The organism is Streptomyces sp. NPDC006335 (assembly GCF_040612795.1).
Lineage (GTDB): Bacteria > Actinomycetota > Actinomycetes > Streptomycetales > Streptomycetaceae > Streptomyces.
Genome location: NZ_JBEXQX010000003.1, coordinates 406,759 through 422,502, shown reverse-complemented (window position 1 = coordinate 422,502; position 15,744 = coordinate 406,759). Strand labels below are relative to the sequence as shown.

General features: G+C 70.9%; 16 protein-coding genes. 6 read left to right on the top strand and 10 right to left on the bottom strand.

Annotated elements, in window-relative coordinates:
• Nucleotides 1-37 precede the first annotated feature (37 nt).
• Nucleotides 38-1,033, top strand: coding sequence for a LacI family DNA-binding transcriptional regulator (locus tag ABZ098_RS12635; protein ID WP_356590061.1), 996 nt, complete (start codon nucleotides 38-40; stop codon nucleotides 1,031-1,033).
• A gap of 33 nt (nucleotides 1,034-1,066) precedes the next feature.
• On the opposite strand, the gene ABZ098_RS12630 is transcribed toward ABZ098_RS12635, so the two are convergent.
• From ABZ098_RS12630 to ABZ098_RS12590, 9 genes are all read right to left on the bottom strand, one after another.
• Nucleotides 1,067-2,164, bottom strand: a complete 1,098-nt coding sequence (locus ABZ098_RS12630) for an NmrA family NAD(P)-binding protein (RefSeq protein ID WP_356590059.1) — start codon at nucleotides 2,162-2,164, stop codon at nucleotides 1,067-1,069.
• 325 nt (nucleotides 2,165-2,489) lie between these two features.
• A complete protein-coding gene (locus ABZ098_RS12625) occupies nucleotides 2,490-2,663 on the bottom strand; it encodes a hypothetical protein (protein ID WP_356590546.1) in 174 nt (57 codons plus the stop codon).
• 127 nt (nucleotides 2,664-2,790) lie between these two features.
• Entirely contained in the window at nucleotides 2,791-3,780 is a 990-nt protein-coding gene (locus ABZ098_RS12620) for a magnesium and cobalt transport protein CorA (protein WP_356590057.1), read from the bottom strand.
• 150 nt (nucleotides 3,781-3,930) lie between these two features.
• Nucleotides 3,931-4,197 carry a DUF4235 domain-containing protein gene (locus tag ABZ098_RS12615; RefSeq protein WP_356590055.1) on the bottom strand — a complete coding sequence of 89 codons (267 nt, stop codon included), beginning with the start codon at nucleotides 4,195-4,197 and terminating at the stop codon, nucleotides 3,931-3,933.
• A 4-nt stretch (nucleotides 4,198-4,201) separates the two neighbouring features.
• Nucleotides 4,202-4,747, bottom strand: coding sequence for a DUF3618 domain-containing protein (locus ABZ098_RS12610; RefSeq protein ID WP_356590053.1), 546 nt, complete (start codon nucleotides 4,745-4,747; stop codon nucleotides 4,202-4,204).
• Nucleotides 4,744-5,115, bottom strand: coding sequence for a phage holin family protein (locus ABZ098_RS12605; protein WP_356590516.1), 372 nt, complete (start codon nucleotides 5,113-5,115; stop codon nucleotides 4,744-4,746). Before ABZ098_RS12605 ends, ABZ098_RS12610 begins: the two co-directional genes overlap by 4 nt.
• A gap of 303 nt (nucleotides 5,116-5,418) precedes the next feature.
• Nucleotides 5,419-6,513 (bottom strand): YihY/virulence factor BrkB family protein, encoded by a 1,095-nt coding sequence (locus tag ABZ098_RS12600; protein ID WP_356590051.1) that lies wholly within the window; start codon nucleotides 6,511-6,513, stop codon nucleotides 5,419-5,421.
• Nucleotides 6,514-6,724: 211 nt separating this feature from the next.
• Nucleotides 6,725-7,201: a tautomerase enzyme gene (locus tag ABZ098_RS12595; protein WP_356590049.1), complete on the bottom strand. Its 477-nt coding sequence runs from the start codon at nucleotides 7,199-7,201 to the stop codon at nucleotides 6,725-6,727.
• A gap of 74 nt (nucleotides 7,202-7,275) precedes the next feature.
• On the bottom strand, nucleotides 7,276-7,971 hold the full coding sequence (locus ABZ098_RS12590; protein WP_356590047.1) for an SDR family NAD(P)-dependent oxidoreductase: 696 nt from the start codon (nucleotides 7,969-7,971) through the stop codon (nucleotides 7,276-7,278).
• 102 nt (nucleotides 7,972-8,073) lie between these two features.
• Between ABZ098_RS12590 and ABZ098_RS12585 the strand changes: the two genes are divergently transcribed.
• Nucleotides 8,074-8,952 carry a helix-turn-helix transcriptional regulator gene (locus tag ABZ098_RS12585; protein WP_356590045.1) on the top strand — a complete coding sequence of 293 codons (879 nt, stop codon included), beginning with the start codon at nucleotides 8,074-8,076 and terminating at the stop codon, nucleotides 8,950-8,952.
• A gap of 60 nt (nucleotides 8,953-9,012) precedes the next feature.
• Here the strand turns inward: ABZ098_RS12585 and ABZ098_RS12580 are convergent, their stop codons facing one another.
• Nucleotides 9,013-9,999, bottom strand: a complete 987-nt coding sequence (locus ABZ098_RS12580; protein WP_356590043.1) for a WYL domain-containing protein — start codon at nucleotides 9,997-9,999, stop codon at nucleotides 9,013-9,015.
• Between the two features lie 133 nt (nucleotides 10,000-10,132).
• Between ABZ098_RS12580 and ABZ098_RS12575 the strand changes: the two genes are divergently transcribed.
• The 4 genes from ABZ098_RS12575 (at nucleotide 10,133) to meaB (ending at nucleotide 15,682) form a co-directional block, all read left to right on the top strand.
• Nucleotides 10,133-10,528, top strand: coding sequence for a RidA family protein (locus tag ABZ098_RS12575; protein WP_356590514.1), 396 nt, complete (start codon nucleotides 10,133-10,135; stop codon nucleotides 10,526-10,528).
• 173 nt (nucleotides 10,529-10,701) lie between these two features.
• Complete coding sequence (locus ABZ098_RS12570) at nucleotides 10,702-12,510, top strand: methylmalonyl-CoA mutase subunit beta (protein ID WP_356590041.1); 1,809 nt, start codon at nucleotides 10,702-10,704, stop codon at nucleotides 12,508-12,510.
• Nucleotides 12,510-14,702, top strand: coding sequence for a methylmalonyl-CoA mutase (gene scpA, locus ABZ098_RS12565; RefSeq protein WP_356590039.1), 2,193 nt, complete (start codon nucleotides 12,510-12,512; stop codon nucleotides 14,700-14,702). Before ABZ098_RS12570 ends, scpA begins: the two co-directional genes overlap by 1 nt.
• Nucleotides 14,699-15,682, top strand: a complete 984-nt coding sequence (gene meaB, locus ABZ098_RS12560; protein WP_356590038.1) for a methylmalonyl Co-A mutase-associated GTPase MeaB — start codon at nucleotides 14,699-14,701, stop codon at nucleotides 15,680-15,682. The genes scpA and meaB overlap by 4 nt, the downstream gene beginning before the upstream one ends.
• Nucleotides 15,683-15,744 lie beyond the last annotated feature (62 nt).

Genomic DNA, 15,744 nt, shown 5'->3' with positions numbered 1-15,744 from the left:
CTGTGACTGAAGACGTGGCAAGAGGCGGGGAGGGGCATTGCCGAGGGTCACCAGCAAGGACGTGGCGCGGGAGGCCGGGGTCTCGCAGACCACGGTGAGCTTCGTGCTCAACGGCAGGGAGGAGCACGGCCTCTCCGCGGAGACCCGCCGTCGTGTCCTGGAGACGGCGAAGCGTCTCGGTTACGTGCCGTCGGGGGCCGGCCGCGCGCTGCGCAAGGGCCGGAGCAACGTCGTGCTCTGCGTGGTTCCGGACTTCCCCGTCGCCGAGGCCATGGAGCAGTTCAAGCTGGCCCTCGGCCGGTCGCTGGGCGAGGCCGGTTACACCTGCGTGTATCTGCACCACGCCGGGACGGCCACGCCGCTGGCCGAGCTGTGGCAGCACGTCCAGCCGGCGGTGGTCGTCGCGTTCGGCAGCCTGCCGCCCGCCGACGCGCAGTCACTGCGCCGGGCTGAAATCCCGCTGCTCGACGGTGTGTTCACGCCTGACGGCAGCGGCCTGACCGGGCTGAGCCAGGAAGACATCGGACGGTTGCAGATCGAGCACCTCGCGGCCCGCGGCCACCGGCACATCGGCTACGCCGCGCTGGACGACCCACGGGAGCGGCCCTTCTGCCTGCCGCGCCTGGAGGGAGCCACCCGGGCCTGCCGCGAACTGGGCCTGCCGGCTCCGCGGGTGGTCAGCATGCGGTACTCGCGGGACAGCGCCCGGGCCGCCGTCGTGGAGTGGACGCGGGGCGCCACCCCGGTCACGGCGGTCGCCGCGTTCAACGACCTGATCGCCCTCGCCGTCCTGGCGAGCTGCCGCACCCAGCACATCGACGTCCCGGACGACCTGGCCCTCATCGGCGTCGACGACCTCCCCGTGAGCTCGCTCGCCGTACCGGCCCTGACCACCATCGGCATGGACCTCACCGCGGCGGCCAGCAATCTCACCGCCGGCATCCTCACGGCGGTCGGGGCTCCGGTGCCCGCGGTGCCGAGCGGGATCGAGGCGGGCGACATCCTGGGGCTCGTCCAGCGCGAGACGACGTAGCCGCCGCAGTTGACGTGCCGTGCGAGGGTCCGTCTACAACTTGCCCGTCCTGAAGTCCGCGCTGCTCTTGAGGATCGCGGAGTCCATGCCCCAGTTCTCCGGCTGGACCCTCTCCCAGAGACTTCCCTTGCCGAGTTCCCTGCCCAGCCGGTCCTCTCGACGGAACCACTCCTCGGCGCTCCTGACCCTGTCGGGGTGGATTTCGTCGAGCAGGGCGTAGTCCCTGGTGATGATCCCGTGCTTCCACACATTCCAGAAGCCGGTGAAATTGTCACGGAAGCTCATGGTGCTCTTGTCGTTCGGGTCGGCGTTGTACCCGGCGGGGTGATCGGCGAGCCCGGTCAGGTCCGGGCTGTTCCAGTACGCGTCCAGGTCGGTGTCGATGTACCGCGCCGGGTGCCCGGTGACCTTCTCGAACGCCGCGGCCATGTCGGCGTAGGTCATGTGCTCGATGGCGACTTCGAGGTCCATACCGTTGGCCCGTTCCGGGTGGTCGAAGAGCCAGCGAACGTAGAACCCGCAGTCCTCCAGGGCCACGTGCGGAACGGCTCCCTCACCGAGAGGGACCCGCCACGTGACGACACCGTCCTCGACGGTGGGCGTCATGGGCGTGAGCGGTGAGATCACCATCTCGATGTAGGGACCCGAGGTGAAGACCGCCGCGCCCATCCGGTCGCTGTTCCTCTCGTTCTGGAACAGCACCCATTCGGCCATACGGCCCTTGCCGTCATAGTGGCCGGTACGGAACCTGGAGTCGTAGCCGGACTTCTTGAGGGCGTAGTCGAGGTTTCCGTAGACGAAGAACTTGATTCCTTCTTCGATCGCGATCTCGTACGTGCGGAAGGCCCAGTAGGTCTCCGTCTTCTCGCCGGTGTTGAACCCGTCGATGTTGACGAACGCCCCGTCGCAGCCGCGGAATCCCTCGCGCAGTACGTCCTCGTCGGCGAACGTCCCCTCGAGGATGGAGACGTTGCCGAGCGCGAGAAGCTCCTGGGCCCGGGGCGAGGTGGCGTCCCGGGTGAGGACCTTGACGGAGTACTTCTTGTCGGCGACGAGAGCGCGGACGACGGGCATGCCCTGGGCGCCTGTGCCGCCGATCACGAAGATCGAGGAGGTGGCATGAGAGGTCACGTGAACTCCAAGCTGGAAACCGATCGGTTTCCAGCACGGTACACCGATCGGTTTCCGCCCGGCAAGCGCTGAGTCCTGCGACACCTCGCCCGCCGCGCCGAGCAGAAGGCCGACCGCGCGGGTCACGTGGCGCGATCCTTCGCAGCCTCCAAGAGGTGTGGGTGCCCGGTCGTCGCCCTCGTGCCGGATGACCGGCTTGGCTGTGAGGCGAGGAGGGCGTCGGGGCGTCGGCGAGCGTGGGAGTCCTGGTGAGGCGCGCCGCCCGGGGTGGCCGCGAACTCCCCGTGACCTCCAGGTCACGGCCGCTGCGCGCTGTCGGTGGGAGTCAGACCCAGGCGGCCTCCTCCGCCGCCGCCCTGGACGCCATCGAGACCAGTACGCCCAGCGGGGCGAGACCGTCGAGATCATCGGGCTGAACGAGCCCAGCGGTCGGGTCCAGCAGACGCTCAGCGGCGAGCTCAGCCGGAGGCCGGCGTCGGCTGTCGGCGTGTTCGCGCACCGCCGGACGGCAGCGGCAGGACTGACGATCCCTGTCCGGCTGCGGGCCGTGTGCGCTGCGGGCGCGGCCCACGGAACCGGCAGGCGGACAGGGGTCGTTGGCCTGTCAGAGAGACGTCCTCGGGCTGTCAGAGCCAGCCGTTGCGTCGGAAGGCCCGGTACAGCAGTCCCGAGCCGAGGGCCATCAGGGCCAGTGCGCACGGGTAGCCGTACCGCCAGTCCAGCTCGGGCATGTGGGCGAAGTTCATGCCGTAGACGCCGGCGACCATGGTGGGGATGGCGAGGATGGCCGCCCAGGCACTGATGCGGCGCATGTCGTCGTTCTGCCAGGTGCCCACCTTCGCCAGGTGGGCGTCGAGGACGGAGCCGAGCAGGTCGTCCAGGGCGCGCACTTCGGTGTCGGTGCGGGTGAGGTGGTCGGCGACGTCACGGAAGTACGGCACGGCTTCCCGTGGCCAGTCCTCACGAGGCGCGGTGAAGGGATGCATCACCGGAACCAGCGGCTGGACGGCGTCGCGGAACTCCACCACCTCCCGCTTGAGCGAGTAGATGCGTTCCGTCAGATCGTCGCGCGCGGGTGAGAAGACGCACCGTTCGAGTTCGGTGAGGTCCGCCCTGACCTGCGCGGCGGCCTGCGCATAGGCGTCGACGATCACGTCGGTGACCGCGTGCAGAACGCTGACCGGTCCGAACCGGGTCATCTGCGGCTCGGCCGCCAGTCGGTCGGCGGCCTCGGTCGTGGGGTCGAGGGCACCGTGCCGGACGGTCAGCGCGAACGACGGGCCGAGAAAGACCATGACCTCGCCGGTCTCCACATCGGCGGACCGCTCGACGAACCACAGCGTCTTCACCGCGACCGCCAGCAGATCGCCGTAGCGCTCCTGTTTCGGCCTCTGATGCGCCTGGACAGCGTCCTCGATCGCCAGAGGATGCAGCTTCAGGTGCTCGCCCAGCCTTTGCAGCTCGTCCGGTCGGGGCTCGTCCATTCGGATCCAGGCGAACTCGTCGGGCTTGAGGGCGGCCAGGCGGTCGAGAGTGGCCTGGCACCCGCCGTCCTCCTGACGGCAGTCGATCTTCTCGCCCTCACCCGTCGGATGTCGGTAGATCACACATTCCATGCCCTCTCGGATGCTTCGGCCGCGCCATTCCATGCGTGGCCGGTGCCGGGGGCCGGCGCGCGAACACCAGTTCGCCCACCAAGTCGCCCTGGGACGGAACGACGAGAAGGGGGCCGGTACCGCGCGTACCGGCCCCCTGGGCATGTCGGATCAGCCGGGCCAGGTGCCGGTCAGGCTCCGCGTGGCGGTGGCACCGCCTCGGTCGACGACCGCCTTGACCGCGGCGAAGATCGCACCTTGCAGGGTGGCGGCCAGCACCACTTCGCCCCAGTTGCGCTCCTCGTCGGTGGCGTCGGGGGCGTCCTGGTCGTGGCCCAGCATCTTCCACGCCTGCTTGAACACGGCACCGGCGATGACGCCGCTGACGGCGCCGACGGCCAGGCCGACCGGCTTGTAGGCGATCTTCGATGCTTTCATCGGTTCACTCCTTGCGGCGGCAGGCCAGCCACACCACCACGGCGGCACCGACGGCCGCCAGCAGCAGGTTGCGGTTGTTGCGCGCCAGCTCCGCGCCCTGGGCGGTCTTCTGCTGTACGGGTTCGGGAGCCTTGTCGTGCCAGAGCTGGGTGGCCTGCGCTGTCTTCGTGCGTGCCTGTTCGGCGGCCTGGGCGGCCTTGTCCTTGACCGGGTCGGGCAGCTTGTCCTGTGCCTGATGGGCCAGGTCGGCGGCCTTGGTCTTGAGCTGACCGGCCTTGACCGTGGCCTGTTCCCTGGCGTGGGCGGCCTTGACGGCGGCCTGCTCCTTGGCGTGGGCGGCCTTGACGGTGGCCTGTTCCCTGGCGTGGGCGGCCTTGACGGTGGCCTGTTCCCTGGCGTGGGCGGCCTTCTGCTGGGCGCGTGCCTTGACGTCGGTCTTGGCGGCGAGGGCCTCGACCGTGTCACCGAGTTCGGTCCGGGTCTGCTCGACCTGTTCGCGCAGCTCTTCGGGGCCGGCGGCGGTCGGCTCGTCGTGGGGTGGCTGGGTCATCGCTGTGCGCTCTCCTTGATCTCGGCCACGTCGGCCTTCACGTTCTCGATCGTCTGCTCAGGTGTGGGCGGTGCCGCCTGGCTGACCTGCTTCTTGCCGCTCAGGGCCATCACCGCGGCGATCACCCCCAGCACGGCGGTCACGATCAGTGCCGCGGCCCACACGGGAAGCGGTACGGCAAGCGCCGCGATGGCGGTGGCCACCAGGGCCTGGAGCATCAGGAACCCGACCACTCCGGCGCCGCCGAACAGGCCGCCACCCTTGCCGTAGCGCTTGCCCTTCTCCTTCATCTCCGCCTGTGCCAGGCGCATTTCGCCACGCACCAGCTCCGTGAGCTGCTGCGAGGCCTTCTGCACCAGTTCGCCCACCGGCTCCTGGCCGGAAGGTCGCGGGCTGTGGTCGGTCCCGGACGAGTACGGCTGTGTGCTCGACACGGCCATCACCTCCCGTCCCTCTCATCGCTCGGGCCGGCCGGTCCGGCCCTCCGCCGGCGAGTACCCCGAACGACCCAGCTCAGGGCAGACCGGCGCGGGAATCTGAATTCGCGTGACGGCCTCATGGCGGCACAGGGCGCGCACGGCGCGGCACTACCTGACAGCCCGCCCGACCTGGCGAAGCACCCTGCCTCTTCTCCCAGGTCAGGCACTCATGACGCCTGGGGCGGCGGTCGCCTACTCAAGGCGACGGCGGTCCTCATCGGTCCACTTGCGTGTGTCGCGCGGCTCGACGTACGGCTCCTCCGTCGGCGGGTGGCCGCCGGCGACCGCGCGCTGGCGGATGCCCTCGGCGTCGAACTCGAGGCCCAGCAGGATCGCGATGTTGGTGATCCACAGCCATATCAGGAAGACGATCACTCCGGCGAAGGTGCCGTAAGTCTTGTTGTACGACGCGAAGTTCGCCACGTAGAGCGCGAACCCGGCGGAGGCGATCATCCAGATGACCACGGCGAGGAAGCTGCCCGGCGTGATCCACTTGAAGCCGCGGACCTTCGCGTTGGGGCTGGCCCAGTAGAGGATCGCGATCATGAGGGTGACCAGGACGACCAGGACCGGCCACTTCGCGATCGACCACACGGTCAAGGCCGTGTCACCGACCCCGAGGACGTCCCCGGCGCGCTGGGCCAGAGGGCCGGTGAAGACGACGATCAGGGCGCTGACCACGGCGAGGACCAGCAGTACGACGGTCAGGGCCAGCCGCAGCGGCAGGACCTTCCACACCGGACGGCCTTCGGGCACGTCGTAGACGGCGTTGGAGGCGCGGATGAACGCCGCCACATAGCCGGACGCCGACCACACGGCCAGGACCAGGCCGACGATCGCCATGATCGACCCCACGCCGGAGTTGCCCTGCAACTGCTGCACCGCGTTGCGGATCACATCGCTGGCGGCGCCCGGAGTGAGCTGCTGGATGTTGTCCAGCACCTTGTCGGTGGTCGACTTTCCGGAGATACCCAGCAGAGAGACCAGCACCAGCAGCGCGGGGAACAGCGCCAGGATGCCGTAGTAGGTCAGGCCGGCCGCACGATCGGTGAGTTCGTCTCGCTTGAACTCCTTCAACGTGCCGCGCAGCGCCGCCGACCACGACTGCCTCGACATCCCGGTGGGGGCGTCCGGGGCGTTGCGCTCCACTTCGGGGCCGGGACCGAACCTCCCCGGCTCGTCCTCGCGGCCGTAGGAATCGGCGCGGCCTTCCTGCTCGTCGGCCTGGAGGTCGTCGGAGCGACCCGAGCCATGGCGAACGTCGTGATGCCTGTGTCCGAGTTTCATAAGTTTCGACATATCGGGCGAGTAACCACAAATGCTGCAATCACGCCACTGGGCCCTCACCTCTGGCGGGCGTCGGGTCAGGCGTGAGACCGGACCCGAAGGCCACTCCGCTCAGGCGTGAGACCGGGCCGAAGGCCACTGAGCTCGCGGCGGCCGCCGTCGCCCGCACTCGTCGCCGCGGCCACCGAGACGAGGTCACCGAGACATCGACTCACGCCCCCAGCGCCGCGCGGACGGCCTCGGCCCGCTCCTCGGTGAAAACGCCGCTGTCGAGGAGCGGCAGGACGGAGAGCACGCCTCCCGACGAGCCCCAACTGCCCTCGTCGATCACCCGGAAGTTGACCCACCAGGCCGGCGAAGGCTTCTCCAGCCCACAGGCCGCCGCGAGCGCGGCCAGCACCCTCTCGATCACCGCGGCGCGTACGTCCCGCTGCCAGGCGGCGTCCATGACCGCGATGTCGATCACCATGACGTCGAGGTCGGGAGCTGCGTCGGCCAGCAGCCGTCCGCCGATGGCGATCATGTCCCGCTCGCGCTCGACGAAGTGCACCTGGAACCCGCCCCTGGCGGCCGGGGCGTGCTGCCCGACCTCCGGCACGAGTACCGCGTCGGTCAGCGTCTCGGCCAGTTCCCGCCGCCGCTCGACCCCCAGCCGCCCCTTCGGGGCGTTCACGGTGATGATGGTCATGCCGACCTCCTATAACAGTCGTTATAGAACGGCAGGCTACAGCACTCGCCGGCGCGGCCCGGCCACCGCGTGGATCACCAGGCCACCGCACCGTGACGGTCGCGGAAGACGCCGGTCGGGCCGTCCGCCCCGATGGTGGCGAGGGCGACGATCGCGTCGGTCCCCTCGGTCACCGTCTGCGGTCCGCTGTGCCCGTTGAAGTCGGTCGCGGTGTAGCCCGGGTCGGCCGCGTTGACTTTCACGTCCGGCCAGGACTTCGCGTACTGCGTGGTCAGCATGGTCACGGCCGCCTTGGACGCCGTGTAGAGCGGTGCGAGGTTCCGCCCCTCGGCGCGCTGCGCGTCATGGGTCAGCTCGAACGACCCCATGCCGCTGGAGACATTGACGATGACCGGGTGCGAGGACTTGCGCAGCAGCGGCAGGAACGCGTGCGTCACCCGGACGATCCCCACGACGTTGACGTCGAACACCGCGGTCGCGTCAGCGCCCGTGAGTTCGTCGGCGGGGACGTGCGGTCCGAGGACACCGGCGTTGTTGATCAGTACGTCGACGCCGCCCTCGCGAGCCGCGACGTCGGCGGCGGCCGCGGTGACCGACGCGTCGTCGGTCACGTCGATCTGGACGAAGCGGGCCCCGAGCGCGTCGGCGGCCGCCCGGCCGCGTTCGTTGTCGCGGGCGCCGAGGAGGACGGTGTGGCCGGCCTCGATCAGGCGGCGGGCGGTCTCGTACCCGAGGGACTTGTTGGCCCCTGTGATGAAAGTCGTGGTCATGCGTTCACTCTCGGGCGGCGGCGCGAGGACAACCAGTGCCTCCCGCGACGGTAGGACCGCCAGTACCAGGCACGGCGACCGCACGGCCCCCACAATGGTCGAGTGGACGAGACCCTTGGCACGGCACTGCGCCGCTGGCGCGACCGGCTTTCCCCCGCCGACGTCGGACGGCCCTCGCGCCCCGGCCGACGTGCGGCGGGGCTGCGACGCGAGGAACTCGCCGATCTCGCGGGGCTGTCGGTCGACTACGTGGTGCGGCTGGAGCAGGGACGGGCCACGAGCCCTTCGGCGCAGGTCGTCGCCAGCCTGGCCAGGGCACTGCAACTGCACCCCGCGGAACGGGACTACGCCTACCGCCTGGCCGGCCTCCTCCCGCCCCAGGAGGGGACGGTCTCCACCCACGTCCCGACCGGGGTGCAGCGGATGCTGGCCCGCCTCGGCGAGTTCCCCGTGGGCGTGTTCAGCGCCGACTGGACGCTGCTGTCCTGGACCCCCGCGTGGGCGGCGCTGCTGGGCGACCCCAGCGCACGGACCCCCACCGAGCGGAACCTGGTGAGGTCGGTCTTCACCACCGGGCCCTCGGGGCTCGCGGCCTGGCCCGTGCGCAATGACGGCGACGCCCTGGAGGCCGCCCTCGTCGCCGACCTGCGCACCGCTCTGGTCGACCACCCCCGCGACCGCGGCCTGATCGACCTCGTCGAGGAACTGCGCTCCACCAGCGCGGAGTTCACCCGGCTGTGGGACGAGGGCGCGGTCGGACCGCACGTCTCGGCCCGCAAGACCATCGAGCACCCCGAGGTCGGCGACGTGACGTGCGACTGCGACGTGCTCACCGTCCCGGGCAGCGACATCCGCCTCATCGTCTACACAGTGGCCGCGGGCTCCCCCGACGCGGAGAAACTGGAGTTCCTGCGAGCCACGAGCGGCGGCCACGTGGGAGGTCCCTCGCCACACGGACCGGGCCTGTTCTCCACGCCGTGACGACCGCGCGGCCACGCCCGGAAGCCCGGACGTGAAGCTCCCCCGGCACCACGGCGGGACTCAGGACGAGTCCCCTCGTGACGGATCCCCGTAGCGGGCGGCGACCGCTACGGCGCGGTCCCGCAGGGACATGCGCAACGACTCCGGCGTCAAGGCCTCCGCATCCGTGCCGAGTTGCCACAGCGCCCACTCCGCGTGCCGCAGGTCCTGGAACGTCACCTCCAGCCGCAGCCAGCCGTCCCCGTCGGGTTCCGCTCCGCGCAGGGCCACGGCGCTGCTCAGCAGGTCCTCCCGCCGCTCGGGGTTCACCCGTACCAGCACGGCGATGTGGCCGTCGGACAGGAACCGCGCGCAGCGCTCCCACCAGACCTGGTCCAGATCGACCCGGTCGGGCCGTTGCGCCGGTTCGGGCAGTTCCTCGGCGGCCAGCACCCGTGACAGCCGGTAGGTGCGGTCCGCGCCCGCTCGCGTGGCCAGCAGATAGCCGCGTTCGCGCACGGTGACCAGGCCGATCGGGTCCACCGTGCGCCACCGCGGCGCCTGGTCGGTGGCCGCGTAGTGGATGCGCAGCCGGTGCCCGGCGAGCACCGCGCGTCGGATCTCGCTCATCGCGGTACCGGGCACCTCGTCGGTGGCCGGCCGGCGTGAGAGCAGGTCGGTCTCCGGTTCGACGAGCAAGCGCCGGGCCGCGTCGCTCGCGGTGGCCCGATGGCTCTCGGGCAGCGCGTCGACCACCTTGCGCAGGGCCGAGGCGAGCGCCGGGCCGAGGCCGAACACCTGCTCGCCGCGCCCCGCTCCGGCGGTCAGCAGGGCGACGGTCTCGTCGTGGTTCAGCCCGGTGAGCTCGGTCCGGAAACCCGGCAACAGGGCGAACCCGCCGTGCCGGCCGCGCTCGGCGTAGACCGGGACGCCCGCCGCGGACAGCGCCTCGATGTCGCGCAGCACGGTGCGCGTGGACACCTCCAGCTCGCGGGCGAGCGTGGCCGCGGTCATCCGGCCGCGCTGCCGCAGCAGCAGCACCAGCGAGACCAAGCGATCGGCGCGCACACGGGGACCTTATCGAATACATGACAGAGGGTGTCGTGATGTCCCGGAAGGCTGGTGCGCACCGAGATCGGCGGCGGCGACGGCGCCGACGGACGTACGCATTCCCGACGCATCGAATGGAGCCGAAGTGGCAGTGGAACGAACGGCGGTCAACCCGGTGACGTGGTCGCTGGAGATGGGTTTCAACCAGGGCGAGGTCGTCTCCGGGCACACCCGGACGCTGTACTGCTCCGGACAGACCGCGATGGGCGACGACGGCAGACCCCGGCACGAAGGCGACATGGCGGCCCAGTTGGCGCTGAGTCTCGACAACCTGGAGGCCGTGCTCGGCAAGGCCGGCATGTCCCTCGCGGACCTCGTCCGGCTCAACGTCTACACCACGGACGTCGACCTGCTCTTCCCGCACTACGGCGTGCTGGCGGGACGGCTGGCCGCGGCGGGGGTGGCACCGGCCACCACGATGCTCGGGGTGAGCCGGCTGGCGGTCCCCGGCCAGATGGTCGAGCTGGAGGGCACCGCCGTCGCGTGAGCGCGCCCTTCGCCGAACCGCGGGGAGCGTGATCACGTCCCTGGCGGGATCGCTGGGAGGCGTGACCACGCCCCTCGCGGGATCACGGGAGACCGGGGTCACAGTGTCGTGGAGGGCAAGGTCACAGCCGTGCCCTCTGCTGCTCCTTCGGGGGTCTGGCCTAGCATCCGAGCATGACGGTCCTGCCTGACGACGGGCTCTCGCTGGCCGCCGAGTTCCCTGACGCGAACCTTGATCAGTGGCACAGCCTGGTGGCGGGTGTCCTGCGCAAGTCGGGCAAGGAAGTCTCCGGCGCGGCAGCGGAGGACGCCCTGTCCACCGCGCTCGAGGACGGGCTGCGCACCCGCCCCCTGTACACCGCGCACGATGCCGCACCCGACCCCGGTTTCCCCGGCTTCGCCCCCTTCGTGCGCGGCGCCCGCCCGGAGGGGAACACCGCCGGCGGCTGGGACGTACGGCAGCGGCACACGGTCGCCGACAACGGCGCGGTGCTCACCGACCTGGAGAACGGTGTCACCTCGCTGTGGCTGGTCGCCGGCGAGGGCGGCATCCCGGTCGACTCGCTCGGCCAGGTCCTCGACGGCGTCTACCTCGACCTCGCGCCGGTCGTCCTCGACGCGGGCGGCCAATTCGAGTCCGCCGCACAGGAGTTGCTGCGGATCTACGCCGAGCGCGGCATCGACGGCACGGCCGCGCGCGGCAACCTCGGCGCCGACCCGCTCGGCCACGAGGCGCGTACCGGCGAGGCGTCGGACTTCGCGCCGGTCGTCCCGCTCGCGCGCACGTGTGCCGAGGAGTACCCGGGGCTGCGGGCGCTGACCGTGGACGCGCTGCCGTACCACGAGGCCGGCGGTTCGGCCGCGCAGGAGCTGGGCGCCTCGATCGCCACCGGTGTCGCCTATCTGCGCGAACTCACCGAAGCCGGGCTGAGCGTCGAACAGGCCTGTGCGCAGCTGGAGTTCCGGTACGCGGCGACGGCCGACCAGTTCCTGACGATCGCCAAGCTGCGGGCCGCGCGCCGACTGTGGGCGCGGGTCGCCGAGGTGTGCGGGGCGCCCGGTGCCGGGGCGCAGGCGCAGCACGCCGTGGTGTCGCCGGTGATGATGACCCGCCGCGACCCGTGGGTGAACATGCTGCGGGCGACGATCGCCACCCTGGCCGCCGGCGTCGGCGGCGCGGAGGCGGTCACCGTGCTCCCCTTCGACCACGCGCTCGGCCTGCCGGACGCGTTCGCCCGCCGCATCGCCCGCAACACCTCGACGATCCTGGTCGAGGAGTCGCACCTGTCCCGGGTGATCGACCCGGCGGGCGGCTCCTGGTACGTGGAGCGGCTGACCGACGAACTCGCCGAAGCCGCCTGGCGGTTCTTCCGGACGATCGAACGCGACGGCGGCCAGGCGGCCGTCCTGCGCTCCGGGCGCATCCGCACCGACCTGGCCACGACGTGGGCGCAGCGCTCCAAGAAGCTGGCCACCCGGCGCGAACCCATCACCGGCGTCAGCGAGTTCCCGTATCTCGGCGAGAAGCCCGTGGAGCGCGCCCCCGCGCCCGAGTCCCGCACCGGTGGCCTGCCCCGCGTCCGGCGCGACGAGGCCTACGAGGAGCTGCGCGCCCGCTCCGACGCCCACCTCGCGGCGACCGGGTCACGCCCCCGCGTCTTCCTGGCCGCGCTCGGCCCGGCCGCCGCCCACACCGCGCGCCTGACCTTCGCCGCCAACCTCTTCCAGGCCGGCGGCATCGAGCCCGTCACCGAGGGCACCTTCGAGGACAGCGGCGCCACCGAGGCCTGCCTGTGCTCCAGCGAAGCGCTGTACGAGGAACAGGCCGACGACGTCGTACGGACCCTCAAGTCGGCAGGCGCCCGGCATGTGTTCCTCGCCGGGCGGCCCGGGCAGTACGCCGATGTGGACTCCTACGTCTTCGCGGGCTGCGACGCCGTCGCCGTGCTCACCGCCACCCTCGACCGCATGGGAGTGTCCTGATGACCGCCCCCGCCGGCCCTTCCGTCCCCGACTTCAGCGGGATCGAGCTGGGGTCCCCGGCCACCGACGGCGGCGCCGACGAGTGGCGTACGGCCGTCAAGGACGCCACGCAGACGGCCGACCCGGTGTGGGAGACGCCCGAGGGCATCGAGGTCAAGCCGCTCTACACCGGCGCCGACCTGGAGGGCCTGGACTTCCTGGAGACGTACCCGGGTGTGGCGCCGTACCTGCGCGGCCCGTACCCGACGATGTACGTCAACCAGCCCTGGACGATCCGCCAGTACGCGGGCTTCTCCACCGCCGAGGAGTCCAACGCCTTCTACCGGCGCAACCTCGCGGCCGGCCAGAAGGGCCTGTCGGTCGCCTTCGACCTGCCCACGCACCGCGGCTACGACAGCGACCACCCCCGCGTGACCGGTGACGTCGGCATGGCGGGCGTGGCCATCGACTCGATCTACGACATGCGGCAGCTGTTCGACGGCATCCCGCTGGACAAGATGTCCGTGTCGATGACGATGAACGGCGCCGTGCTGCCGGTGCTGGCGCTGTACATCGTGGCGGCGGAGGAACAGGGCGTACCGCCCGAGAAGTTGGCCGGGACCATCCAGAACGACATCCTCAAGGAGTTCATGGTCCGCAACACCTACATCTATCCGCCGAAGCCGTCGATGCGGATCATCTCCGACATCTTCGCGTACACCTCGCAGCGGATGCCCCGTTACAACTCGATCTCCATCTCGGGCTACCACATCCAGGAGGCCGGTGCGACGGCCGACCTGGAGCTGGCGTACACCCTCGCGGACGGTGTCGAGTACATCCGGGCGGGACGCGAAGTCGGCCTGCACGTGGACGCGTTCGCTCCCCGGCTGTCGTTCTTCTGGGCGATCGGCATGAACTTCTTCATGGAGATCGCCAAGCTCAGGGCGGCGCGGCTGCTGTGGGCCAAGCTGGTCAAGCAGTTCGACCCTCAGAACGCCAAGTCCCTCTCCCTGCGCACCCATTCGCAGACCTCCGGCTGGTCGCTGACCGCTCAGGACGTGTTCAACAACGTCACGCGCACCTGTGTCGAGGCGATGGCGGCGACCCAGGGCCACACCCAGTCGCTGCACACCAACGCCCTTGATGAAGCACTGGCGTTGCCCACCGACTTCTCGGCGCGCATCGCCCGCAACACCCAGCTGCTGATCCAGCAGGAGTCCGGTACGACCCGGGTCATCGACCCGTGGGGCGGCAGCGCGTACGTGGAGAGGCTGACGTACGACCTCGCCCGCAAGGCCTGGCAGCACATCCAGGAGGTGGAGGCGGCCGGCGGTATGGCCAAGGCGATCGACGCCGGCATCCCCAAGCTGCGCATCGAGGAGGCCGCGGCCCGCACCCAGGCCCGCATCGACTCGGGCCGCCAGCCGGTCATCGGCGTCAACAAGTACCGCGTCGAGACCGACCAGGCGATCGACGTCCTCAAGGTCGACAACTCCTCCGTACGGACTCAGCAGATCGAGAAGCTGCGGCGGTTGAGGGCGGAGCGGGACGAGACCGCGTGCCGGGACGCCCTGGACGCGCTGACCCGGGCGGCCGACGGGGACGGCAACCTGCTGGAGCTGGCCGTGCACGCGGCCCGCGCGAAGGCCACCGTCGGCGAGATCTCCGACGCCCTGGAGAAGGTGTACGGCCGGCACGCGAGCCAGATCCGTACGATCTCCGGCGTGTACCGCAACGAAGCAGGGGAGTCCGAGAACGTGGACCGCACCCGCGCGCTGGTGGACGCCTTCGAGGAGGCCGAGGGCCGCCGGCCGCGCATCCTGGTCGCCAAGATGGGCCAGGACGGCCACGACCGCGGCCAGAAGGTGATCGCCACCGCCTTCGCCGACCTCGGCTTCGACGTCGACGTCGGCCCCCTGTTCCAGACCCCGGCCGAGGTGGCCCGCCAGGCAGTGGAGGCGGACGTGCACATCGTCGGCGTCTCGTCCCTGGCCGCCGGCCACCTCACCCTCGTACCGGCGCTGAAGGAGGCGCTGGCCGAGGAGGGCCGGGAGGACATCATGATCGTGGTGGGCGGGGTGATCCCGCCGCAGGACGTGCCGACCCTCCTGGAGATGGGCGCCGCGGCCGTGTTCCCGCCGGGGACGGTGATCCCGGACGCGGCGTACGACCTGGTGGAGCGTCTGTCGGCCGACCTCGGGCACGGGCAGTGATCGATCTCGACGCGTATGTGAAGGGTGTCCTCGACGGCAAGCGGGCGATCGTGGCCCGTGCCATCACGCTCGTCGAGTCCACCCACCCCCGACACCGGTCGCTGGCCCAGGAGTTGCTCACCGAGCTGCTCCCGCACAGCGGCCGGGCCCGGCGGATCGGCGTGAGCGGGGTGCCGGGCGTGGGGAAGTCGACGTTCATCGACGCGTTCGGCACGATGCTGACCTCGCTGGGGCACCGGGTGGCCGTGCTCGCGGTGGACCCGTCCTCCAGCCGTACCGGCGGCTCGATCCTCGGCGACAAGACCCGCATGGAGCGCCTGGCCGTCGACCCGAACGCCTTCGTACGGCCCTCCCCCAGCGCGGGCACACTCGGCGGGGTGGCGAAGGCGACCCGGGAGTCGATGGTCGTGATGGAGGCCGCCGGCTACGACGTGATCCTCGTCGAGACCGTCGGCGTCGGGCAGTCGGAGACCGCTGTCGCCGACATGGTCGACTCCTTCCTGCTGCTGAGCCTGGCCCGCACCGGCGACCAGCTCCAGGGCATCAAGAAGGGTGTCCTGGAGCTCGCCGACGTGATCGCGGTGAACAAGGCGGACGGCCCGCACGAGCGGGACGCCCGCGCGGCCGCGCGCGAACTGGCGGGCGCGCTACGGCTGATGCACGGCAAGGACGCCTTCTGGACTCCCCCGGTGCTCAGTTGCAGCGCCCGCGAGTCGACCGGCCTGGACGTGGTCTGGGAGCGTCTGGAGCAACACCGGACCCTCCTCGACTCCACCGGAAGGCTCACCGCCAAGCGGCGGGACCAGCAGGTGGGTTGGGCCTGGGCGATGGTCCGGGACGAGCTCCTCGGCCGTCTGCACGCCGACCCGGCCGTCCAGTCGCTCGCCCCCGACCTCGAACAGCAGGTCCGGGAGGGCCGGTTGACGGCCACGCTGGCCGCCGAGCGCATCCTTGAGGCGTTCGGCGGCGCGGGGGACTGACCGCCCGGGGGTTGCCCCCGGCAGCGCGGTACCGGACGGTGCAGGCCGGACCACCGGAGGAT